This is a genomic window from Stenotrophomonas sp. GD03819, from assembly GCF_029841665.1.
GTDB classification, from domain to species: Bacteria; Pseudomonadota; Gammaproteobacteria; order Xanthomonadales; family Xanthomonadaceae; genus Stenotrophomonas; species Stenotrophomonas geniculata.
On record NZ_JAOCEW010000009.1, the window covers coordinates 83,247 to 103,862 of the forward strand.

Here is a 20,616-nt window from a genome sequence, read left to right on the forward strand (position 1 = left end):
GACCATGTTCAAGCTGATCATTGAAACAGCGGTGCGCCACCGCTGGCTGGTGGTGTTCATGGCCGCACTGATCGCCGCCGTGGGCCTGTTCCAGCTCGGCAAGCTGCCGATCGACGCGGTGCCGGACATCACCAATCGCCAGGTACAGATCAACACGGTGGCGCCAGCACTGACCCCGGAGCAGATCGAGCGGCAGGTGACCTATCCGCTGGAAACCGCGCTGGCCGGCATTCCCGGCCTGACCACCACGCGTTCGCTGTCGCGCAATGGCTTCTCGCAGGTCACCGCGATCTTCACCGATGCCACGGACATCTACTTCGCCCGCCAGCAGGTAGCCGAGCGCATGCGCGAAGCGTCGGAAGCCCTGCCCGATGGTGCATCACCGATGCTGTCGCCGGTCACCACCGGCCTCGGTGAAGTGCTGATGTGGACGGTGGACTTCACCACGTTCGACCCAGCCAAGCTGGCCAAGCCCGGTGAAGCCGGCTGGCAGGCCGGTGAGGTCTACCGCACACCGGAAGGCAACCTGCTGCGCACGCCGGAGGAACGCGCGACCTACCTGCGCACCGTGCAGGACTGGATCATCGCGCCGCAGATGCGTTCCAGTCCGGGGCTGGCCGGCGTCGATACGGTCGGTGGCTACGTCAAGGAATACGGCGTGCATCCGGACAGTGCCAAGCTGGCCGCGCACGGCCTCGGCCTGGCCGACCTGGTCACTGCCCTGCAGCGTTCCAACGTGCAGGCCGGTGCCGGTTTCGTGCAGCGTGCCGGCGAGGGCCTGGTGGTACGTGCCGACGGCCTGGCGCTGACCACCGACGACCTGGCGCAGGCGCCGGTGGCCACCCGCAATGGCGTGGTGGTGCGCGTGGCCGATGTGGCCGACGTCGACCTGAGCCGCGCGCCGCGCCTGGGTGCGGCCAGCCGCAATGGCCATGAAGCCGTGCTGGGTACCGCGCTGATGATCGCCGGTGGCAACAGCCGCACCGTGGCGCAGGCAGCTGCGGCGCGCCTGGAACAGGTGAACAAATCGCTGCCGGCCGACATCGTGGCGGCACCGGTGCTGGACCGCAGCGTGCTGGTCAATTCCACCATCAAGACCGTGGCCAGGAACCTCACCGAGGGCGCACTGCTGGTGGTGGTGGTGCTGTTCCTGCTGCTGGGCAACCTGCGTGCGGCGACGATCACCGCGCTGGTGATCCCGCTGTCGTTCCTGTTCGCAGTGATCGGCATGAACCGCTTCGGCATCAGCGGCAACCTGATGAGCCTGGGTGCGCTGGACTTCGGCATCCTGGTGGACGGTGCGGTGATCGTGGTCGAGTCGACCCTGCTGATGCTGGGCCAGCGCCGCGCCGAACTGGGCCGTGCGCTGACCGCGATGGAACGCCTGCGCGTGGCCGCCGATTCGGCGCTGAGGATGGCGCGCCCGGCGGCGTTCGGCCAGCTGATCATCCTGCTGGTGTTCGCGCCGATCCTCACCCTGGAAGGCGTGGAGGGCAAGACGTTCCACCCGATGGCGGCCACCTTCATGCTGGCCCTGGTCGGTGCCTTCCTCTTCTCTTTCACCTTCGTGCCGGCGATGGCCGCACTGCTGGTGCGCGAGCCGAAGCTGAAGGACGGCGAGGCACACAGCGATGATGGCGAGCACGAAACCAGGCTGATCCGTGTACTGCGTGCGCGCATCGAGCCGGTGATCCGCAAGGCCGTGGCGCATCCGCGCACGGTGGTGGCCGGTGCGGTGATGATGGTGGTGGTGGGCATCGGCTCGTTCTCGCTGCTGGGCCGTGAGTTCATGCCGACGCTGGACGAAGGCAACGTGGCGATGCAGGCCCTGCGCGTGCCATCGACCTCGCTGGAGCAGTCACTGGCCATGCAACTGGCGTTGGAGAAGGTGATTGCCAAGCAGCCGGAAGTGGAGACGGTGTTCTCGCGTACCGGTACCGCCGAGGCGGCGATCGATCCGATGCCGACCAACATCTCCGACAGCGTGATCGTGCTGAAGCCGCGCAAGGACTGGCCCGATCCGAAGCTGGCCAAGGACGCACTGGTGGCGCGCTTCGAGAAACTGGCCGGGCAGCAGCTGGGCAACAGCTTCGAGTTCAGCCAGCCAATCGAGCTGCGCTTCAACGAGCTGATTTCCGGCGTGCGTACCGACCTGGCCGTAATGATCTTCGGCGATGACTTCAGCCAGCTGCAGAAGGTGGCCGACCAGGTGGCGTTGAAGCTGCGTGCGGTGAACGGCGCGGCCGACGTGCGGGTGGAACAGATCTCCGGCCTGCCTACGCTCAACGTAGCGATCGACCACGTGGCGGCGGCGCAGTACGGGCTGACCGCCGCGGACGTGAGTGATGCGCTGTCCACCGGCATTGGCGGCACTGCGGCGGGCAAGATCTTCGAAGGTGATCGCCGCTTCAACGTGGTGGTGCGCCTGGACGATGCCTCGCGCAACGATCCGGACCAGCTGGCCTCGCTGCCGATCGCCACGCCGTCAGGGCTGGTGATTCCGCTGTCGTCGGTCGCGCGCATCACGGTGAGCGAAGGGCCGAACCAGATCAGCCGCAACAATGGCAGCCGCCGTGTGGTGGTGCAGGCCAATGTGCGTGGCCGCGACCTGGGCGGCTTCGTCGGCGAGGCACAGGCCGCAGTGGCCGACGTGGCACTGCCGCCGGGTGCCTACCTGACCTGGGGCGGTCAGTTCGAGAACCTGCAGCGCGCGGAGAAGCGGCTGGCGACGGTAGTACCGGTGGTGTTCCTGCTGATCGGTAGCCTGCTGTTCATGGCGCTGCGCAGCGGCAAGGAAGCCATTCTGGTGTTCAGCTGCGTGCCGCTGGCGCTGGTCGGCGGCATCCTCGCCCTGCTGCTGCGTGGCATGCCGTTCTCGGTATCGGCGGCGGTCGGCTTCATCGCCGTCTCCGGCGTGGCGACCTTGAACGGCCTGGTGTTGATGCAGGCGATCCGCGAACGCCTGGATGCCGGCGACCTGCCGCTGCAGGCGGCGATCAACGGTGCCTCCAGCCGCATCCGCGCGGTGTTGACCACGGCGCTGGTGGCGATCGTCGGCTTCATTCCGATGGCGATTGCCAGTGGTTCCGGCGCGGAGGTGCAGAAGCCGCTGGCGACGGTGGTGATCGGTGGCCTGATCACCGCCACCGTGCTGACCCTGCTGGTGCTGCCGACGTTTGCCGCGCGCGTGGCCAAGCCGCGGGCGGTGGGGTGAGGTGAGAGGGGGTCGGAGCCCCGCCCTTCGGGCGGGGCTCCGACCCGATCACACGACGGTCAGGCCTTCTTGCGTTCGGCGATGTAGGCCTGGATCTGCTGTTCCAGCACCGGCAGCGGCACCGAGCCCTGCTTGAGCAGGGTGTCGTGGAAACCCTTGATGTCGAACTTGTCGCCCAGCTCCTTCTCGGCCTGCGCACGCAGGCGCACGATGGCGATCTCGCCCAGCTTGTAGCTCAGCGCCTGGCCAGGCCAGGAAATGTAGCGGTCCACTTCGGTGGTCACTTCATGCTCGCTCAGCGCGGTGTGGTCACGCAGGTAGGCCAACGCCTGCTCGCGGGTCCAGCCCTTGCTGTGCACGCCGGTGTCGATCACCAGGCGCGCAGCACGCCACATCTCGTAGGTCAGACGGCCGAAATCCTCGTACGGGGTTTCATAGATGCCCATTTCCACGCCCAACTTCTCGCAGTACAGCGCCCAGCCTTCGCCATAGGCGGAGATGTAGGCATTGCGGCGGAACTCGGGCAGGTTCTTCTGCTCGGCGGCGATGGCGCCCTGCAACGCGTGGCCCGGATCGGACTCATGCAGGGTCAGTGCCGGCAGGTTGTACAGCGGGCGCGACGGCAGGTTGTAGGTGTTGAGCCAGTAGGTGCCCATGCCACCGCGGCCGGCGGTCCAGAACGGCGCAATGTCCGGCGGCACCGGCACGATGGTGAAGCGGGCGCGCGGCAGCGTCATGTACTTGCCAAGCTGGCCATCGGCGCGCTTGGAGATCCACGCGGCACGCGACAGCAGCTCTTCCGGCGTCTTGGCGTAGAACCGCGGGTCGGTACGCAGGAAGGTCAGGAATTCGGCGAAGCTGCCCTTGAACTTCACCTGCTTGATGATGTCGTTCATTTCCTTCTGGATGCGTGCGACTTCATCCAGGCCGATGCGGTGGATCTCGTCCGGCGACAGGTCCAGCGTGGTGTATTCGTGGATCTGCTGCTTGTAGTACGCCTTGCCGTCGGGCATCGCTTCGGCGGCCAGGGTGGTGCGCGCCTGCGGCACGTACTCGTTGACGAAGAAGGTGCGCAGCTGCTGGAACGCGGGCACCACCTTGCCACTGATCGCTTCACGCGCCTGCGCCTGCAGCCTGGCCTGTTCGGCCGCCGGAACGGTGTTGGGCAGCTTCTTGAACGGCGCGTACAGCGGCGACTCGGTCGGGTCCTTCAATTCGGCGACGGTGGCGATGGAGACCTCGCGGCCATCGAGCACGGCACGCGGCACGCTGAAGCCGCGCTTCAGGCCGGCGCGCATGTTGTCGGTCTGCTGGCCGAAGTAGCGCGGCACATCGTTCAGCCGTGCGATGTAGTTCTGGTAGTCCTGCACGGTCTTCATCTCGCGCCGGGCCATGAAGGACAGGTTGGACCAGAACGAGGAGTCGGCGTTGAACGGCATCTCGTAGCCACGCAGGCGCGTCTCTTCGGCCAGGTTGAACACCTGGTCGTGGTAGATCGCGTAGTTGACCTGGTTGTCGGGCGACAGGGTCTTCGGATCGATCTTCTTCAGCGCGGCGAGGGTCTCGTCCCACACCTTCAGGCGCGCCTGCTGCGCGGCCGGGCCGACATCGGGCATGCGGGTGGCGTTGGCCGGAGCGTCTTCGTCCTCGCTGGCCTCGCCGCCGCCATCCTGGCGCCACTTCCATTCCTTCTCGTACAGCGCGCGGAAGGCAGCATCGGCGGGCGATTCGGTGGCCACGCTGGCCGGTGCGGCGGTGGCGGGCGGCGCGGCCAGGGCCACGGCAGGGGCGGACAGGGCGATCAGCAGGGCAACGGCAAGACGGGTTTTCACGAGCACAGGTTCCCGGGAAGGCAGACCCCGATCATGGCACCGCTCACCGTCCGTGGCATGGGACGAAGGTCCTGCCTGCGCCGCGGACCGGGGCCCCGGTAGCGGCCAACCTTGGTTGGCCCCAAACCCAGCGCCGACCAAGGTCGGCATCTACCGGAGACCTAGTGGCTGGCCTTGTCCCGCTTCCAGCCCCGGTGCTTGATGTCCAGCTGCAGGCTGTACAGCGCGGTGAACGCCGGGAACAGGTTCTGCAGCACGCCCACCGAGTCCTGCTTGGCCGAGAACAGGAAGTAGCTCAGCGTCATCAGGCTGCCGACCACGCTCATGTACCAGAACAGCCGCGGGATCACCGGCTTGCCCGCACGCTTGGACGCGATGAACTGGACCAGCCAGCGGCCACCGAACATCAGCGCGCCGGTATAGCCGATCAGCTTCCAGCCGGTCACATGCAGGCCGGTCCAGTACAGCCAGGTCAGCGGCTGGTCGAGCCAGTGAAGTTCCAGCCCCATCACCGCTCTTCCACCGCAGTGCGCTTGCTGCGGGTGATCAGCCAGGCCACGCCGCGCAGATCACGAATGCCGACCAGCGCGCGGCCCAGATTGTTGTACTTGGACACGCCGGCGGTACGGTGGCGGTGGTTGACCGGCACGCTGGTGGTCTTCCAGCCAGCACGCTGCATCAGCGCCGGCAGGTAGCGGTGCATGTGGTCGAAGTACGGCAGGTCGAGGAACGCGCTGCGCTCGAACAGCTTGATGCCGCAGCCGGTATCGGGCGTATCGTCGCGCAGCATGCGTGCACGGATGGCGTTGGCCCACTTGCTGGCCCAGCGCTTGCTGCCGCTGTCCTGGCGGTTGACACGCCAGCCGGCGAACAGCTTCACCTGCGTCTCGGCGGCATCGCGCGCGGCCAGCAGTTTGGGAATATCGGCCGGATCGTTCTGGCCGTCACCATCGAGGGTGGCGATCCAGGGCGCCCGTGCGTGCTTGACGCCGGTGCGCACGGCGGTGCTCTGCCCGCTCTGGTTCACGTGGTGCAGCACCCGCAGTTCCGGCGTGGTCGCCTTCAGGCCCTGCAGCACCGACAGGGTGTCATCGCGCGAGTGATCGTCGATGTAGACGATCTCGAACGGCAGCCGCCCGCGCAGTGCAGCGGTGATTTCGGCAACCAGCGGGGCGACATTGTCGCGCTCGTTGAATACCGGGACGACAACGGAAAGCTCGGGTTGGCTCATAAGGCACTCGGCCAAAGGGGGACAAAGACCGCGCATTCTCCGAAGCCGAGGTTATCCGAAGATGAATCCGGCTGTGTGAGGATCTCTCCTCAGGCGCGATCACCAAAGTACTCGCGGCACCACTGCACGACGGGGGGCAACCCTTCTTCGATCGGGGTCACCGCATCGAAGCCGAATGCGTCATGGGCGCGCCGGGTGTCGGCCATCGTGCGTACCATGTCGCCGGGCTGCATGGGCTTGTAGACCTTCTGCGCGGGGCGGCCGGCCGCCTGCTCGATCACGCTGATGAAGCGCTCCAGCTCGACCGGCGTATGGTTGCCGAGGTTGAACACCCGGTGCGGTACCGGACCATCGGCCGGATGCGCGAGCGCGCCGAGAATACCCGACACGATGTCGGAGACATGTGTGAAATCGCGCTGCATGCGGCCTTCGTTGAACACGTCGATCGGCCGCCCCGCCAGCACCGCGCGCGAGAACAGCAGCGGCGCCATGTCCGGCCGGCCCCACGGGCCATACACGGTGAAGAAGCGCAGGCCGGTGGCATGCAGGCCGTAAAGCTGCGCGTAGGTGTAGGCCATCAGCTCGTTGGCCGCCTTGGTCGCCGCGTACAGCGAGCGCGGCTGGTCCACGCGCTGGTCCTCGGAGAACGGCGGCGTGGCTGAATCGCCGTAGACCGAACTGCTGGAGGCATAGACCAGGTGTTGCACGCCACGGTGGCGACACAGCTCGAGCATGTTGACGAAGCCGACCAGGTTGCTGTCGACGTAGGCATGCGGGTTTTCCAGCGAATAGCGCACGCCGGCCTGCGCGGCCAGATGGATCACCGCGGTCGGCTTCACTTCTTCGAACAGTGCCGCCAAGCCCTGCTGGTCGGTCAGGTCCAGGGTGCGCAGGTCCAGCGCCGGGCACAGCGCTGCCACGCGGTCGCGCTTGATCTGCGGGTCGTAGTAGTCGTTGAAGTTGTCCAGGCCGACCACCGGCTGGCCCGCCTCCAGCAGCGCGCGGGCGGTGTAGGCACCGATGAAGCCGGCAGCGCCGGTGAGCAGGATGGTCATCGCGGGTCTCGATCAAAGCACCCCGCTGCCATCGGCGTGGCCGACGTCGCGGGGATGCGTCGGCCGGCGTGATGTGGCGCCGGGTTCAGCCCTGGCGCGTACGCAGCTTTTCCAGCACGCCGTCCAGGGTGTCCAGATCGGTGTAGTGGATGATCAGCTTGCCCTTGCCGCCACGGCCGTGGTTGATCGCCACCTTGGCACCCAGCGCTTCGGACAGTTCGGTTTCCAGCGAGGCGATGTCGGCCTGCTGCACCTTCGGCGTCGCCACCGGGCGGTTGCTCGGCACCTTGCCGGCGGCGAAGGCCTGCGCACGGCGCTCGACCTCGCGCACCGACCAGCCTTCATCGGCCGCTTCCTGCGCCAGCTTGCCGGCCAGCTCGGGGGCCAGGGTCAGCAGCGCGCGGGCGTGGCCCATTTCCAGGCGGCGGGTTTCCAGCAGCAGGCGGATCGCCACCGGCAGCTCCAGCAGGCGCAACAGGTTGGACACCGCCGCGCGCGAGCGGCCGACGGCCTCGGCGGCCTCGGCATGGGTCAGGGTGAATTCGCTGATCAGGCGCTGCAGCGCCTCGGCTTCTTCCAGCGGGTTGAGGTCTTCGCGCTGGATGTTCTCGATCAGCGCCATCGCGATGACGGTGCGGTCTTCCAGCTCGCGCACCACCACCGGCACTTCGTCCAGGCCGGCCAGCTGCGATGCGCGCCAGCGGCGCTCACCGGCGACGATTTCGTAGTTGCCGGCGGGCAGCTGGCGCACCAGGATCGGCTGGATCACGCCCTGCGACTTGATCGAGTCGGCCAGCTCGGACAGCTTCCCCTCGTCCATCTCGCGGCGCGGCTGGTACTTGCCCGGCTGCAGCTGGCCCACGGCCAGCTTGCGCAGCACTTCACCCGGTAGCGGCTCGATCACCGCGGTGGTGGCCTGCACCTGACTGACCGCGCCTTTCGGGCCCAGCAGCGCATCCAGGCCACGGCCGAGGCCTCGCTTCTTGGCTGCCGGCTTGCTGCTGGTCATCAGACGGTCTCCACGGCCTTGGTGGCCTTGTTGCGTTCGTTGTTGCGGCGGATGATCTCGCCGGCCAGGCCCAGGTAGGCCACGCCACCGCGCGAGGCGCGGTCGTAGCCGACGATGCTCTGGCCATGGCTGGGCGCCTCGGCCAGGCGCACGTTGCGCGGCACGATGGTGCGGAACACGCGGTCGCCGAAGTGCTCGGTGAGCTCGGCCGAGACCGCGTTGGCCAGATTGTTGCGCACGTCGAACATGGTGCGCAGCACGCCTTCGATCTCCAGCGCCGGGTTAAGGTTGGCACGCAGCGCATCGATGGTTTCCACCAGCGCGCTCAGGCCTTCCAGCGCGTAGTACTCACACTGCATCGGCACGATCACCGAATCGGCGGCGGCCAGCGCGTTGAGCGTCAGCAGCGACAGCGCCGGCGGGCAGTCGATCAGGATGTAGTCGTACTCGTCGCGGATTGGTGCCAGCGCGCGCTTCAGCCGCTGCTCGCGCTCGCTCTGCGCCATCAGCTGGATCTCGGCGGCGGTCAGGTCGATGTTGCCGGGCAGCAGGTCGTAGCCTTCGGCGGTCTGCACGCGCACGTCGGCGGCGCTGGACTCGCCCAGCAGCAGATCGTAGGTGGAAGCGGCCAGCTCACGCTTGTCCACGCCACTGCCCATGGTCGCGTTGCCCTGCGAATCCAGGTCGACCAACAGCACGCGCTTGGGTGCGTTGGCCAGGGAAGCGGCCAGGTTGACGGCGGTCGTGGTCTTGCCGACGCCACCCTTCTGGTTGGCGATGGCGATGATGCGGGCCATGCGGGTGTGCCTCGTCGACGTGTGCTGGGACCGGTCATTATGCGTACAACCGGCCCCTTGCGGAAATCGTGAATCGCCAACCCGTTGTTCCACAAAGGGCTGGCGGCGGGAATCAGGGACCTGTAACCGTGACCAGGTGGCGTTCGCCGGCCAGGCCGGGCACGCTCAGCGGGGTCACCTCACGCACCTTCCAGCCAGCCGGCAGGTCCGCGATCTCCTCATGCGGGTAGACGCCCTTCATGGCCAGCAGCACGCCGCCGGGGCGCAGCAGGTGGCCACCAACGCGGACGATGCCGGCCAGGGTGTCCATCGCGCGCGCGGTCAGCTGGTCGTAGCGGCCGGCCTCGTCCAGCGCCTCGGCGCGCGATTCGGCCACGCGGGCATTGTCCAGACCCAGCTGGCGCACGGCCTCGCGCATGAAGCGCGCCTTCTTGCCGTTGCTCTCGACCAGGGTGACCTGCAGGCCCGGGCAGGCGATCGCCAGCGGGATGCCAGGCAACCCGGGGCCGGTGCCGAGGTCGGCCAGGCTGCCATCGGCCACGAACGGCTGCATCGCCAGCGAGTCGAGCAGGTGGCGGGTGACCATCTCCTGCGGATCGCGGATGGCGGTGAGGTTATAGGTGCCGTTCCAGCGGTGCAGCAGGGCCAGGTAGCGCAGCAGCGGCGGCGCCAGTGCGGCGTCCAGGCCCATGCTGGCCAGGCCCTGTTCCAGCGTGGCGGCCACGCTGGCGGGAAGTGGGTGTTCGCTCATGCCGGCATTATCGCCGGTTTTGCGCGCTGATTCCCCGCTTCAGTGCGGATACCAGGCCAATGCCGCACGGAACTGGCCGCTGGCCTGCCATTCGTGCAGGTGCCAGCGCGCGGCCTCGCCCAGTTCCGGGTCGCACCAGCGCAGGTGCAGGGCGCCATCGGCCCCCGGCGCCAGCTGCAGGCGGTGCAGGCCGAACGAGATGCCCTGTCCATGCGCCTTCAGGATGGCCTCCTTGATGCACCACACGCGGAAGAACCAGTGCTCGCGCCCGGCCTCGTCCAGGCTTTCCAGCCAGGCCACCTCCTCGGGGTGGAAGAAGCGCTGCACGATCTCCAGCAGGCGGGCCCGCGGCCGCAGCAGCTCCAGGTCCACGCCCAGCCGCACACCTTCGCCCAGCGCCACCAGCAGCACCTCGCCGCTGTGGCTCCAGCCGGTGCCGTAGTGGGCCAGCGTACCGCTCAGCTCCGGCCGGCCCTTGTCGTCGCGGACCAGCGGCAGCGTCTCCGGGTCGGCACCCAATGCCTGCGCCAGCACCTGCCGCGCCTGCGGTTCACCGCGGTGGCCCGGCACGTGCGGGCAGCGCCAGACCGTCACCGGACCGAAGCGCCACGGGCCATCGAGGGTGGCTGGCAGGCTCATCCGCACGCGCCCGTCACGCAATTCCACGACGGGTTCACAGCCCTGCGCGTCAACTGGTCACAGTTCCCCACCGGAGGTTCGATCATGGGCATCATCATCTGGCTGATCGTCGGCGGCATCGTAGGCTGGCTGGCCAGCATCATCATGAAGCGCGATGCCCAGCAGGGCATCATCCTCAACATCGTGGTCGGCATCGTCGGCGCGCTGATTTCCGGCTGGCTGTTCGGCGGTGGCATCAACGAAGCGATCACCATCCGCACCTTCCTGTTCTCGCTGATCGGTGCGGTGATCCTGCTGGCGATCGTCAACCTGTTCACCCGCAAGAGCATACGGTGATCTGAGGGTAGTGCCGGCCGCTGGCCGGCCGATGTTCCAGAACGGGCCCGGCAATCGCCGGGCCCCGTTCGTTCAACCGATCTGTACCCACGCCGGCGCATGGTCGCTCGGGCGTTCCCAGGTGCGCGGCTCGCGGTCGATGCCCGAAGCCACCGCACCGCTCTTCAGCGCATCGGAGACCAGGGTCAGGTCGATGCGCAGGCCCAGGTTGCGACGGAAACCAGCGGCGCGGTAATCCCACCAGCTGAAGGTACCCGCCTCGTCGTTGTGCAGGCGGAAGCCGTCGTGCAGGCCCAGCTGCAGCAGCTTGTTCAATGCGCCGCGCTCGGCGGTGGAGGTCAGGATGTGGTTGTCGTTCCACACCTCCGGGTCGTGCACGTCGCGCGCGTCCGGGGCGATGTTGAAGTCGCCCATCACGATCAGCTTCGGGTGGCGCTGCAGCTCTTCGGCGATCCAGGCATGGACCGCTTCCAGCCAGCGCAGCTTGTAGTCGTACTTGTCGGTACCGATGTCCTGGCCGTTGACCACGTACAGGTTGATCACGCGCAGGTCGCCGAAGGTACCGGCGATGACGCGCTTCTGCTCGTCCTCGAAGCCGGGAATGCCGATCTGCACGTCCTGTGCAGGCTCACGCGACAGCAGCGCCACGCCGTTGTAGGTCTTCTGGCCGGCGAACACGCTGCGGTAACCCGCGGCGATCAGCGCCGAATCGGGGAACTTGTGGTCCTCCAGCTTGGTTTCCTGGATACCGACGATGTCCGGGCCGAAATCCTTGAGCCACTGCTCCAGGTGCGGCAGGCGGACATTGAGCGAATTGACGTTCCACGAGGCGATCTTCATGCGGGCATTCTAACCGGGTGGCTGGGATGGGCGTCGGCCCGGATTCCCGTGTAGAACCGAGCCCACGCTCGGCTGCATTGATCAGGCACCCAGCCAGGAGCAGCCGAGCGTGGGCTCGGCTCTACAGAAGAATCGGGCGCTGATTCCGTAGAGCAACGCCATGCGTGGCTTCACCGCAGCAACAGCCTCAACAACCCCGCAATCTTCGAGTACGGCGGGCGCAGCCGGTCACTGGCCGCCCAGCGCGACTGCCACAGCACGGGCAGGCGCTTGCTCATCGCATCGAAACCCGCCCGCCCGTGGTAGGCGCCCATGCCGCTTGCCCCGACCCCGCCAAACGGCAGGCCATCGGCGGCGAAGTGCAGCAGGGTGTCGTTGACCGTCACCCCGCCCGCCACCACCTGGCCGAGGATGCGCTCCACCGTGGCCGTGTCATGGCTGAAGGGATACAGCGCCAGCGGCCGGTCACGGGACAGCACGTCGGCCAGCGCAGCATCCAGGTCCGGGTAGGCCCGCACGGGCAGGATCGGGCCGAATATCTCCTCGCGCATCAGGTCCAGGTCGTCGGGCGGGTCCAGCACCACGGTCGGCACCAGCAGGCGCTCGCGGTCGGCGCGCGCCTCATCCACCTGCGCCAGTGGAATCACTGGCACGCCGCGTTCCCGTGCCTGTGCCAGATAGCCCTGCAGGCGCCGGTACTGGCCTTCATTGATGATGCGGGTGTAATCGCCGGCATCGCTGAAATCGCCATAGCGCTCGCGCACCTGCTGCTGCAGCGCCTGCACGAACTCGCGCTGGCGCGCGGTATCGATCAGCACGTAATCCGGCGCGATGCAGGTCTGGCCCGCGTTGAACCACTTGCCGGTGGCCAGCCGCGCGGCGGCCTTGTCCAGCGGGAAATCGCGACAGACGATGGCCGGCGACTTGCCGCCCAGCTCCAGCGTGACCGGCACCAGATGCTCGGCGGCGGCGGCCATCACCTTGCGGCCCACGGCGGTCGAGCCGGTGAACAGCAGATGGTCCAACGGCAGCGACGACACCGCTGCGGCCACGTCCGCCCCGCCCTGCACCACCGCCACCCGATCGGGCGGGAACACACTGACCAGCAGATCGGCCAGGAACGCGCTGGTACGCGGCGTATGTTCCGAAGGCTTGAGCAGCACATGGTTGCCTGCGGCGATGGCGGTAGCCAAAGGCACCAGTGCCAGCGTGACCGGGTAGTTCCAGGGCGAGATCACCCCGACCACACCCAACGGCGTCGGTCGCAGCTGCGCGCGCGCCGGCCACAGTCGCCAACCGGCACCGACCCGCTGCGGCTTCGACCAGCGTCGCAGGTGGCGGCGCAGGTGGTCAATGGCCGACAGCACGCTCATGCCATCGGCCAGTTTCGATTCAACGTGGGCGCGATGGCCGAAGTCTTCGGCGATGGCCTGGGCCATTTCGTCCAGGCGTGGCTTCAACGCCTCGCGCAGGCGGCGCAGGTCGTGCTCGCGCTGGTCGAGCGAAGGGCGCTGCGACTGCCACGCGCTGCGCAGGGTGTGCAGGATGGCGGGGAGATCGGCCGGAGTAAGGGTGGTCATGGGCCGATTGTAGGGTCGAGCCGTGCTTGGCTCGCATGCCAACCTTCACGCGGTGGCGCATGGCCTCATTGGCCGGGATGTGTTCAATAACGTCATCCGATCCAAGAATAGTAAGGACATGTGCAATTTCGTACTTTCTTCATGGCCATGCTGGTTCACCCGCCTCAGGCTAATGATTCTCCAAAACCAGATGATGGGAAAATGCGAATTATCTCCGCATGCTTGGCTGGCTGGGTTCTGATTACTGCAACCACCGTCGCAGCAAGTCCACCCATTGATTACGCCCGGGTCGTCAACGCCAAGATCTCAAAAATGCAGGGACTTTGGGTGCGATTTCTTGATGTCTCAGGTTCCCCGTGCTTCACGATTCAGATCTTCAAATCTGCTTCGTTGGACACGCTCATCCGCCATAAGGAAATCTGCTCGATCGGGGGGAAGAGATTCTCGAGTGATTTCAGTTACGTCGGAATCACGGAAGTTCAGTTCAAAGCAGATCATCTGAGCCTGAAAGTCGAAATCATACATGCTCCTCCCAGCTTTGATTTTGATGATGTACGAACCTGCTCAGTGCCGATACGAAATGGCACCATCGGAGATCTGGTGTGTTGAATCGGCTGCTGACTCCCCCAGCTTTGATGCTTGCTATTGGTGTTGCTCTGCTCAGCAACACCAGTAAGGCCACCGAGCACCCCATCGACTATTCGAAGGTCACCAATGCGGAACTGCGAGGGGCAGGGAATCTCCTGGTCAGATACGTGCTGACAGCAGACAATCCGTGCCTGACGATCCAGTACCTGAAACCCGGTCATCCAGGCGTCTTCCTGCGCGAACGGACCATCTGTTCTCTCGGCGAGACCCGATTTGATCGCGACTTCGCCTTGGTCGAATTCAAGACCCTCGATTTCCACGATGATCGTCTGGATGTAGAAATGGAATTCACTCCCTCGCGAAGGGGCCACAAGGCGATCAGGCGGTGCTCCATCGCCCTGCAACCTGATTCCATCGGCGATCTGATATGCAATCGATGATGGTAGGGCTTGCTATGGCCGCGGTACTGTCTCTGACCGCAGAGTCGACCGCTCCCCGGCCGGCCCGGTCCTCCATCGCGCTGAACAAAGAGCGAGAGTATGTCCCGATGGTGGGCGACAGCCTGGCGTCGCTTGTAGGCGAGCTGGACGGCGAGCCCACCTCTGGCGCCACCATCGATCGGGTGCTGGCTGCATTGGAGGAGCGACTGAACCGCATCTCATGCAAGCCAACAGAGCCCGATGACGCGCAATCGCTGCCACGTGACGTCACCTGCAGCGCACCTGATGCAGAGCACCTTTTTTCCTACTACGCGGCCTTGCGGCGGGCAGAGACGCCGGCAGAACACGATGGTCATGGCCGTCGCTTTCTAGATGCCTATGAGATGTTGCTCAAGGACTCACCGGATGTCGCCCTCACGCGGCCACGCAAAGATGAAGCAGTGGACGGGCTGTTGCACTTGCTCTTTCCGTTCGAAGCCTGGAACAAGAGGCTAAACATCCCTCGCAATCAGGTGCACCTCCCATTTGTTCCTGTATGCAACCTCGTTGTCGCTCGCGCTGCGCGTTGCCCGGGAGCCGACCAGTTGCGCAGGCAGATCCGCCAGGCAGGCGATGAGAGCGCGCAGCGTCGGTTCTGCATCGAAGCGTTTTCAAGGCGGCAGTTTGAGCAGAGCGATGGATGCCCGGAGTAGCACGTCCTGCGACCGGGGTCGGAGCCCATTCGCGCGCGAAAGGGTTCCGACCCCAGTCGCCACCCCACAAACAAAAAGGCCGCGATCTGCACCACGGCCCCTGAAACCCGGTGGGTGCCGACCGTTGGTCGGCACGCCGGTTATTTGGTGATATCCACGTCCTTGGTTTCGCGCAGGAACAGGCCGCCGATCACCACCGACATCAGCGCGATGATGATGGGGTACCACAGGCCGTAGTACAGGTTGCCGGTACCGGCCACCAGCGCGAAGGAGATCGCCGGCAGGAAGCCACCGAACCAGCCGTTGCCGATGTGGTACGGCAGCGACATCGAGGTGTAGCGGATGCGGGTCGGGAACAGTTCCACCAGGTAGGCAGCGATCGGGCCGTAGACCATGGTCACGTACAGCACCAGCAGCCACAGCATGAACACCGTGCCGGCAATGTTGATGCGTGCACCATCGGCCTTGGCCGGGTAGCCGGCGGCGGTCAGGGCGGTCTTCAGTTCCGCACCGAACGCATCGGCCTTGGCCTTGCCGTCTTCCTTGGTCAGGCCGGCGGCCTCATACGAGGTGACACTGGCGCTGCCCACGTTCACCATCGCCAGCGAGCCGGCGGCGGCGGGCTGCACGTCGTACGGCACACCGGCCTTGGTCAGCGCGGCGGTGGCCACGTCGCAGGAGCTGGTGAACTTGCGCAGGCCCACCGGATCGAACTGGAACGAGCAGGTAGCCGGGTCGGCCACGACCAGGGCCGGCGAGCTGCTGCGGGCTTCTTCGATGGCCGGATTGGCGAAGTGGGTCAGGCCCTTGAAGATCGGGATGTAGGTGACGGCGGCCAGCAGGCAGCCGGCCAGGATGATCTTCTTGCGGCCGATACGGTCGGACAGCCAGCCGAAGAAGATGAAGAACGGTACGCCCAACGCCAGCGCGGCCGCGATCAGCAGGTAGGAGGTGGTGGCATCGACCTTCAGCATGCTGCTGAGGAAGAACAGCGCGTAGAACTGGCCGCCATACCAGACCACCGCCTGACCCGCCGCCGCACCGAGCAGGACCAGCAGCATCAGCTTCAGGTTGCCGCCCTTCAGGCTGTCACGGAACGGGGTCTTGGAACCCTTGCCCTCGGACTTCATCTGCTGGAACAGCGGCGACTCGCTCAGCTGCAGGCGGATCCACACTGAGACACCCAGCAGCAGGATCGAGACCAGGAACGGAATGCGCCAGCCCCAGGCTTCGAAGGCTTCATTGCCCAGGAAGTAACGGCAGGCCAGGATGATCAGCAGCGACATGAACAGGCCGAGCGTGGCCGTGCACTGGATGAAGCTGGTGTACAGGCCACGTTTGTCGTCCGGCGCGTGCTCGGCCACGTAGGTGGCGGCACCGCCGTACTCGCCGCCCATCGCCAGGCCCTGGGCCAGGCGCAGGATGATCAGGATCACCGGCGCGGCGAAACCGATCGAAGCGTAGTTGGGCAGCACGCCGACCAAGAAGGTCGAGATGCCCATGATCAGGATGGTGACCAGGAACGTGTACTTGCGGCCGATGCGGTCGCCGAGGCTGCCGAAGAAGGCCGCGCCGAACGGACGCACGAAGAAGCCGGCGGCAAACGCCAGCAGGGCGAAGATCATGCCCGTGGTTTCATTGACGCCACTGAAGAACTGCTTGGCGATGATGGCCGCGAGCGAGCCGTACAGGAAGAAGTCATACCACTCGAACACCGTGCCGAGGCTCGATGCGAAGATGACCTTCTTGTGGCCCTTGGTCAGGGTGCCCGCTTTGTGTGCGGTACTGGGTGTGCTGGACATGGGGCGTTTTCCCTCGGTAGATGCCGACCTTGGTCGGCACTCAATTCGGTAGGTACCGGCCGCTGGCCGGCACGCAATCTCTGTAGGTGCCGACCTTGGTCGGCACTCCTCTAGAAGCTGTACTTGGTGGTGAACTGCAATCGGGTGATGTCACCCTTGTTGCCGTTCTCCACTTCGCGACGGCCGTACATCAGCTCCGCGCCGATATCGACCTTGGGCAGCGGCGAATAGAAGATGTTGCCGCGGATGCTCTGCACGCTCTTGGTCACCAGTGGGCCGAGGATGCTGTCGTTGTCGTAGTCGCTGCGCGCGTAGATCAGGTTGGTGCGCAACTTCGGCGAGAACGCATGCCGCCAGCCCACGTAGCCGGCAAGCACGCCGGTCGGGTTGAGTTCGTCGCGGGCCACGTCATAGGCACTGTCGGCGGTGATGCCCAGGCCGATGTAGCGGGCGATGCCTTCGCCGCCGGTCAGCTGGTAGTGCAGCGAATCGCTGTCACCCATCACCCATTTGCCGCCCAGGGTCAGGCCGCCAGCCACCTTGTCGGCCTTGGCGCCGGTGGCCTGGTTGTCGACCTTCAGCTGACGGACGATGCCGCCGACACCGAAGGTGCCCCAATCACCCTTCCAGCCATAGCGCATGGTCAGATCGGGCAGGCTGCCACGGTCGGAGTTGGCGCTGGCGTTGGTCCATGCCCCGGTGACCGGGTTGCGGGTACCGGTGAGGGTGGTGGTTTCCGGGTTTTCCAGCGCGACGCTGAAGCCACCCTGGGTGTAACGCACCTGGGCCTGGCGCACGAAGATCACGCCATCGGTGGGGCCGACGAAGTCGACCGCCTCGGGCAGTGCGGCCGCGTCCATGAAGTTGGACCAGGTCTGGCCGGCCATCCAGTTGTTCCAGTACATGTAGGCGTGGCGCAGGGTCACACCGTAGGTATTGGTGGCGGTCTGGTTGCCCAGTGAATTGCCGAAGAAGTCCATCTCGAAGAACGCACCGGCCTTGTTGCCCGATTCGCTCACGTTGTCGATGCCCAGGTTGAAGCGCGAGAACTTGGCGTGGGCATTGAAGTCGGTGCCCGAACGCTTGCCGCTGCCGCCAGCGCCTTCCACCGGGGTCTGGCCCGGCAGGTACAGCGAGCGGCCGGTGGCGTCGTCGGCCAGCTGGCCATCGCTGGTCTGGGTGGCCAGGAAGTCGGCCTTGATGAAGCCGCCGATCTTGACCGTGGTGCCCGGCGCCGCGCCCGGGGTGATGGTGGTGACCTGGATGGGCTGCTTGCCGGCCGGCACCTGTGCGACCGGCTTCTGCTCGGCCTGCACCGTGCGGACTTCGGTTACGGCCTGCTGGGTCTGGCTGATCTGGGTCTGTTGTTGTTGCTGCGAAGACAGCAGCAGCTGGACCTGGCGTTCCAGTTCGGCAACGCGTGCTTCCAGCGCCTTCTCTTTGGCGGTCTCTGCGAACGCCATGCCCGGTGCGACCAGGGCGACCAACAGGCAGGCCGCCAAAGGTGTGCGCACGGCTTTCAACGTACGGTGGCTCATGTTGCCCTCTCTCCCAAGTGGCAAGGTGATGCCGCGCGTGGGGCACGGTCGAGCCGAGACTGCGGGGCGATTATGTATAGCGGCTATTCGCCATTGGTCGAACCCGGCCCTGCTGGGCGCTCACTTTCGACCATGGTCTAACCAGAGTGGTGACGCGACCGGGGGTGGATGGGGCAAACTGAGGGGGATCGGTCGCTGCGATGCTGCGACCGCACACACAAAGTCAACGTGCAAGTGAGGGTGCCATGGCTGATATCTACCCCGTCGATCCGCAGTTCGCCGCCAAGGCACGCATCGACAAGACGTCGTACGAACAGCAGTACCAGGCTTCGGTGACCGACCCGGATGGTTTCTGGGGCAAGGCGGCAGAGCGCCTGCAGTGGATGCGCAAGCCGACGAAGATCAGGAACGTCAGCTACGACCTGTCCGACTTCCACATCAAGTGGTTCGAAGATGGCGAACTCAATGCCAGCGTGAACTGCCTGGATCGCCAGCTGGAAACGCGCGGCGACAAGACCGCCCTGCTGTTCGAGCCGGACGGCCCGGATGCGCCGGCCCAGCACGTCACGTATCGCGAGCTGTACGAGCGCACCTGCCGCCTCAGCAACGCGCTGCGCAACCTCGGCGTCAAGAAGGGCGACCGGGTCACCATCTACCTGCCGATGATCGTCGACGCCGCGGTGGCCATGCTGGCCTGCGCCCGCATCGGTGCGATCCACTCGGTGGTATTCGGTGGCTTCGCGCCGAACTCGATTGCCGACCGCGTCAGTGACTGCCAGAGCAAGCTGATCATCACCGCCGACGAAGGCCTGCGCGGTGGCCGCAGGATTCCGCTGAAGGCCAACGTCGATGCGGCGCTGAAGCTGCCGGGCACGAACACGGTTGAAACCGTGCTGGTGGTGCGCCACACCGGCGGCGCGGTGGACATGCAGGCCCCGCGCGACCGCTGGTTCCACGATGTGGTGGACAGCCAGCCGGCCACCTGCGAACCGGAACGCATGAACGCGGAAGACCCGCTGTTCATCCTCTACACCTCCGGTTCCACCGGCAAGCCGAAGGGCGTGCTGCACACCACCGGCGGTTACCTGCTGTACGCGGCCTACACCCATGAAGCGGTGTTCGACCTGCGCGAGGACGACGTCTACTGGTGCACCGCCGACGTCGGCTGGGTCACCGGCCACAGCTACATCGTGTACGGGCCGCTGGCCAACGGCGCGACCTCGCTGATGTTCGAAGGCGTGCCGAACTACCCGGATACCTCACGCTTCTGGAACGTCATCGACAAGCACAAGGTGACGATCTTCTACACCGCCCCGACCGCCATCCGTGCACTGATGCGCGAAGGCGAGGAGCCGGTGAAGAAGACCTCGCGCGCGTCGCTGCGCCTGCTCGGCAGCGTGGGCGAGCCGATCAACCCGGAGGCCTGGCGCTGGTACTACGAGGTGGTCGGCGACAGCCGCTGCCCGATCGTCGATACCTGGTGGCAGACCGAGACCGGCGGCATCCTGATCTCGCCGCTGGCCGGTGCGATGGAACTGAAGCCGGGTTCGGCCACCCTGCCCTTCTTCGGCGTGCAGCCGGCGCTGGTCAATGCCGATGGCGAGATCCAGGACGGCCCGACCGAGGGCAACCTGATCATCCGTGACTCCTGGCCGGGCCAGATGCGCACGGTGTACGGCGACCACCAGCGTTTCATCGATACGTATTTCCGCACCTACCCGGGCAGCTACTTCACCGGTGACGGGTGTCGCCGCGACGAAGACGGCTATTACTGGATCACCGGCCGCGTTGACGACGTGATCAATGTATCCGGCCACCGCATCGGCACCGCCGAAGTGGAAAGCGCGCTGGTCTCGCACCCGAAGGTGGCCGAAGCGGCCGTGGTCGGCTTCCCGCACGACGTGAAGGGCCAGGGCATCTATGCCTACGTGACCCTGGTGGCCGAAGAAGCGCCGAGCGACGAACTGCAGAAGGAACTGGTCGCGTGGGTACGCAAGGAAATCGGCCCGATCGCCACGCCGGACCACCTGCAGTGGGCGCCGGGCCTGCCGAAGACCCGCTCGGGCAAGATCATGCGCCGCATCCTGCGCAAGATCGCCGAGAACGCGCCGGACCAGCTCGGCGACACCTCGACCCTGGCCGATCCGTCGGTGGTGGCGTCGCTGGTGGACGAGCGCAAGGTGCGCTGATGGCGTGACTGCAGGCGCAGGACGCGCCAGGGACGTGGCCGGGAGGAGGGACCCGGCCGCGTCCGACCCGTCCTGCACCTGCC

At 66.1% G+C, this 20,616-nt stretch carries 18 protein-coding genes; 6 read left to right on the plus strand and 12 right to left on the minus strand.

Features of this window, described 5'->3' with window-relative positions:
- Nucleotides 1-4 precede the first annotated feature (4 nt).
- Nucleotides 5-3,214, plus strand: coding sequence for a CusA/CzcA family heavy metal efflux RND transporter (locus N5D45_RS07480; protein WP_279938698.1), 3,210 nt, complete (start codon nucleotides 5-7; stop codon nucleotides 3,212-3,214).
- Nucleotides 3,215-3,273: 59 nt separating this feature from the next.
- Here N5D45_RS07480 and N5D45_RS07485 read toward each other — a convergent pair whose 3' ends face one another.
- The 8 genes from N5D45_RS07485 to N5D45_RS07520 form a co-directional block, all read right to left on the minus strand.
- The gene (locus N5D45_RS07485; RefSeq protein ID WP_043399629.1) at nucleotides 3,274-5,046 is read right to left on the minus strand and encodes a DUF885 family protein; all 1,773 of its coding nucleotides are present in this window, start codon (nucleotides 5,044-5,046) and stop codon (nucleotides 3,274-3,276) included.
- 161 nt (nucleotides 5,047-5,207) lie between these two features.
- Complete coding sequence (locus N5D45_RS07490; protein WP_043399630.1) at nucleotides 5,208-5,555, minus strand: lipid-A-disaccharide synthase N-terminal domain-containing protein; 348 nt, start codon at nucleotides 5,553-5,555, stop codon at nucleotides 5,208-5,210.
- Nucleotides 5,555-6,277, minus strand: coding sequence for a glycosyltransferase family 2 protein (locus N5D45_RS07495; RefSeq protein WP_043399632.1), 723 nt, complete (start codon nucleotides 6,275-6,277; stop codon nucleotides 5,555-5,557). Before N5D45_RS07495 ends, N5D45_RS07490 begins: the two co-directional genes overlap by 1 nt.
- Before the next feature lie 89 nt (nucleotides 6,278-6,366).
- Entirely contained in the window at nucleotides 6,367-7,332 is a 966-nt protein-coding gene (locus N5D45_RS07500; protein ID WP_043399634.1) for an NAD-dependent epimerase/dehydratase family protein, read from the minus strand.
- An 85-nt stretch (nucleotides 7,333-7,417) separates the two neighbouring features.
- The gene (locus tag N5D45_RS07505; protein WP_008267278.1) at nucleotides 7,418-8,341 is read right to left on the minus strand and encodes a ParB/RepB/Spo0J family partition protein; all 924 of its coding nucleotides are present in this window, start codon (nucleotides 8,339-8,341) and stop codon (nucleotides 7,418-7,420) included.
- Complete coding sequence (locus N5D45_RS07510; RefSeq protein WP_010482381.1) at nucleotides 8,341-9,138, minus strand: ParA family protein; 798 nt, start codon at nucleotides 9,136-9,138, stop codon at nucleotides 8,341-8,343. The genes N5D45_RS07505 and N5D45_RS07510 overlap by 1 nt, the downstream gene beginning before the upstream one ends.
- Before the next feature lie 112 nt (nucleotides 9,139-9,250).
- The gene (gene rsmG / locus N5D45_RS07515) at nucleotides 9,251-9,889 is read right to left on the minus strand and encodes a 16S rRNA (guanine(527)-N(7))-methyltransferase RsmG (RefSeq protein WP_010482382.1); all 639 of its coding nucleotides are present in this window, start codon (nucleotides 9,887-9,889) and stop codon (nucleotides 9,251-9,253) included.
- 39 nt (nucleotides 9,890-9,928) lie between these two features.
- Nucleotides 9,929-10,528, minus strand: coding sequence for a 4'-phosphopantetheinyl transferase superfamily protein (locus N5D45_RS07520; RefSeq protein ID WP_010482383.1), 600 nt, complete (start codon nucleotides 10,526-10,528; stop codon nucleotides 9,929-9,931).
- A gap of 84 nt (nucleotides 10,529-10,612) precedes the next feature.
- Between N5D45_RS07520 and N5D45_RS07525 the strand changes: the two genes are divergently transcribed.
- On the plus strand, nucleotides 10,613-10,864 hold the full coding sequence (locus tag N5D45_RS07525; protein ID WP_005411656.1) for a GlsB/YeaQ/YmgE family stress response membrane protein: 252 nt from the start codon (nucleotides 10,613-10,615) through the stop codon (nucleotides 10,862-10,864).
- Between the two features lie 72 nt (nucleotides 10,865-10,936).
- On the opposite strand, the gene xth is transcribed toward N5D45_RS07525, so the two are convergent.
- Complete coding sequence (gene xth, locus N5D45_RS07530; RefSeq protein ID WP_010482386.1) at nucleotides 10,937-11,704, minus strand: exodeoxyribonuclease III; 768 nt, start codon at nucleotides 11,702-11,704, stop codon at nucleotides 10,937-10,939.
- 170 nt (nucleotides 11,705-11,874) lie between these two features.
- Complete coding sequence (locus tag N5D45_RS07535; protein ID WP_279938703.1) at nucleotides 11,875-13,284, minus strand: coniferyl aldehyde dehydrogenase; 1,410 nt, start codon at nucleotides 13,282-13,284, stop codon at nucleotides 11,875-11,877.
- Nucleotides 13,285-13,425: 141 nt separating this feature from the next.
- Here N5D45_RS07535 and N5D45_RS07540 point away from each other — a divergent pair, with 141 nt between their 5' ends.
- From N5D45_RS07540 to N5D45_RS07550, 3 genes are read left to right on the plus strand one after another with little or no spacing between them, the layout of a single operon-like run.
- Nucleotides 13,426-13,893, plus strand: a complete 468-nt coding sequence (locus tag N5D45_RS07540; protein WP_279938705.1) for a hypothetical protein — start codon at nucleotides 13,426-13,428, stop codon at nucleotides 13,891-13,893.
- A complete protein-coding gene (locus N5D45_RS07545) occupies nucleotides 13,890-14,312 on the plus strand; it encodes a hypothetical protein (RefSeq protein ID WP_164194059.1) in 423 nt (140 codons plus the stop codon). Before N5D45_RS07540 ends, N5D45_RS07545 begins: the two co-directional genes overlap by 4 nt.
- Nucleotides 14,313-14,326: 14 nt before the next feature.
- Complete coding sequence (locus tag N5D45_RS07550; RefSeq protein WP_164194057.1) at nucleotides 14,327-15,004, plus strand: hypothetical protein; 678 nt, start codon at nucleotides 14,327-14,329, stop codon at nucleotides 15,002-15,004.
- Between the two features lie 140 nt (nucleotides 15,005-15,144).
- Here N5D45_RS07550 and N5D45_RS07555 read toward each other — a convergent pair whose 3' ends face one another.
- Both N5D45_RS07555 and N5D45_RS07560 read right to left on the minus strand, forming a co-directional pair.
- Nucleotides 15,145-16,806 (minus strand): MFS transporter, encoded by a 1,662-nt coding sequence (locus tag N5D45_RS07555; protein ID WP_279938706.1) that lies wholly within the window; start codon nucleotides 16,804-16,806, stop codon nucleotides 15,145-15,147.
- A 110-nt stretch (nucleotides 16,807-16,916) separates the two neighbouring features.
- Nucleotides 16,917-18,344, minus strand: coding sequence for a DcaP family trimeric outer membrane transporter (locus N5D45_RS07560; RefSeq protein ID WP_019337935.1), 1,428 nt, complete (start codon nucleotides 18,342-18,344; stop codon nucleotides 16,917-16,919).
- A 245-nt stretch (nucleotides 18,345-18,589) separates the two neighbouring features.
- Between N5D45_RS07560 and acs the strand changes: the two genes are divergently transcribed.
- Nucleotides 18,590-20,533 carry an acetate--CoA ligase gene (acs, locus tag N5D45_RS07565; protein WP_279938708.1) on the plus strand — a complete coding sequence of 648 codons (1,944 nt, stop codon included), beginning with the start codon at nucleotides 18,590-18,592 and terminating at the stop codon, nucleotides 20,531-20,533.
- The last annotated feature ends 83 nt before the right edge of the window (nucleotides 20,534-20,616 follow it).

Bases quoted from the DNA above. Each gene is read 5' to 3' on its own strand.
- N5D45_RS07480 (WP_279938698.1), top strand. From the start codon at position 5: ATGTTCAAGCTGATCATTGAAACAGCGGTGCGCCACCGCTGGCTGGTG.
- N5D45_RS07490 (WP_043399630.1), bottom strand. From the start codon at position 5,555: ATGGGGCTGGAACTTCACTGGCTCGACCAGCCGCTGACCTGGCTGTAC.
- N5D45_RS07495 (WP_043399632.1), bottom strand. From the start codon at position 6,277: ATGAGCCAACCCGAGCTTTCCGTTGTCGTCCCGGTATTCAACGAGCGC.
- N5D45_RS07500 (WP_043399634.1), bottom strand. From the start codon at position 7,332: ATGACCATCCTGCTCACCGGCGCTGCCGGCTTCATCGGTGCCTACACC.
- N5D45_RS07505 (WP_008267278.1), bottom strand. From the start codon at position 8,341: ATGACCAGCAGCAAGCCGGCAGCCAAGAAGCGAGGCCTCGGCCGTGGC.
- N5D45_RS07510 (WP_010482381.1), bottom strand. From the start codon at position 9,138: ATGGCCCGCATCATCGCCATCGCCAACCAGAAGGGTGGCGTCGGCAAG.
- rsmG (WP_010482382.1), bottom strand. From the start codon at position 9,889: ATGAGCGAACACCCACTTCCCGCCAGCGTGGCCGCCACGCTGGAACAG.
- N5D45_RS07520 (WP_010482383.1), bottom strand. From the start codon at position 10,528: ATGAGCCTGCCAGCCACCCTCGATGGCCCGTGGCGCTTCGGTCCGGTG.
- N5D45_RS07525 (WP_005411656.1), top strand. From the start codon at position 10,613: ATGGGCATCATCATCTGGCTGATCGTCGGCGGCATCGTAGGCTGGCTG.
- xth (WP_010482386.1), bottom strand. From the start codon at position 11,704: ATGAAGATCGCCTCGTGGAACGTCAATTCGCTCAATGTCCGCCTGCCG.
- N5D45_RS07535 (WP_279938703.1), bottom strand. From the start codon at position 13,284: ATGACCACCCTTACTCCGGCCGATCTCCCCGCCATCCTGCACACCCTG.
- N5D45_RS07540 (WP_279938705.1), top strand. From the start codon at position 13,426: ATGGCCATGCTGGTTCACCCGCCTCAGGCTAATGATTCTCCAAAACCA.
- N5D45_RS07550 (WP_164194057.1), top strand. From the start codon at position 14,327: ATGGCCGCGGTACTGTCTCTGACCGCAGAGTCGACCGCTCCCCGGCCG.
- N5D45_RS07555 (WP_279938706.1), bottom strand. From the start codon at position 16,806: ATGTCCAGCACACCCAGTACCGCACACAAAGCGGGCACCCTGACCAAG.
- N5D45_RS07560 (WP_019337935.1), bottom strand. From the start codon at position 18,344: ATGAGCCACCGTACGTTGAAAGCCGTGCGCACACCTTTGGCGGCCTGC.
- acs (WP_279938708.1), top strand. From the start codon at position 18,590: ATGGCTGATATCTACCCCGTCGATCCGCAGTTCGCCGCCAAGGCACGC.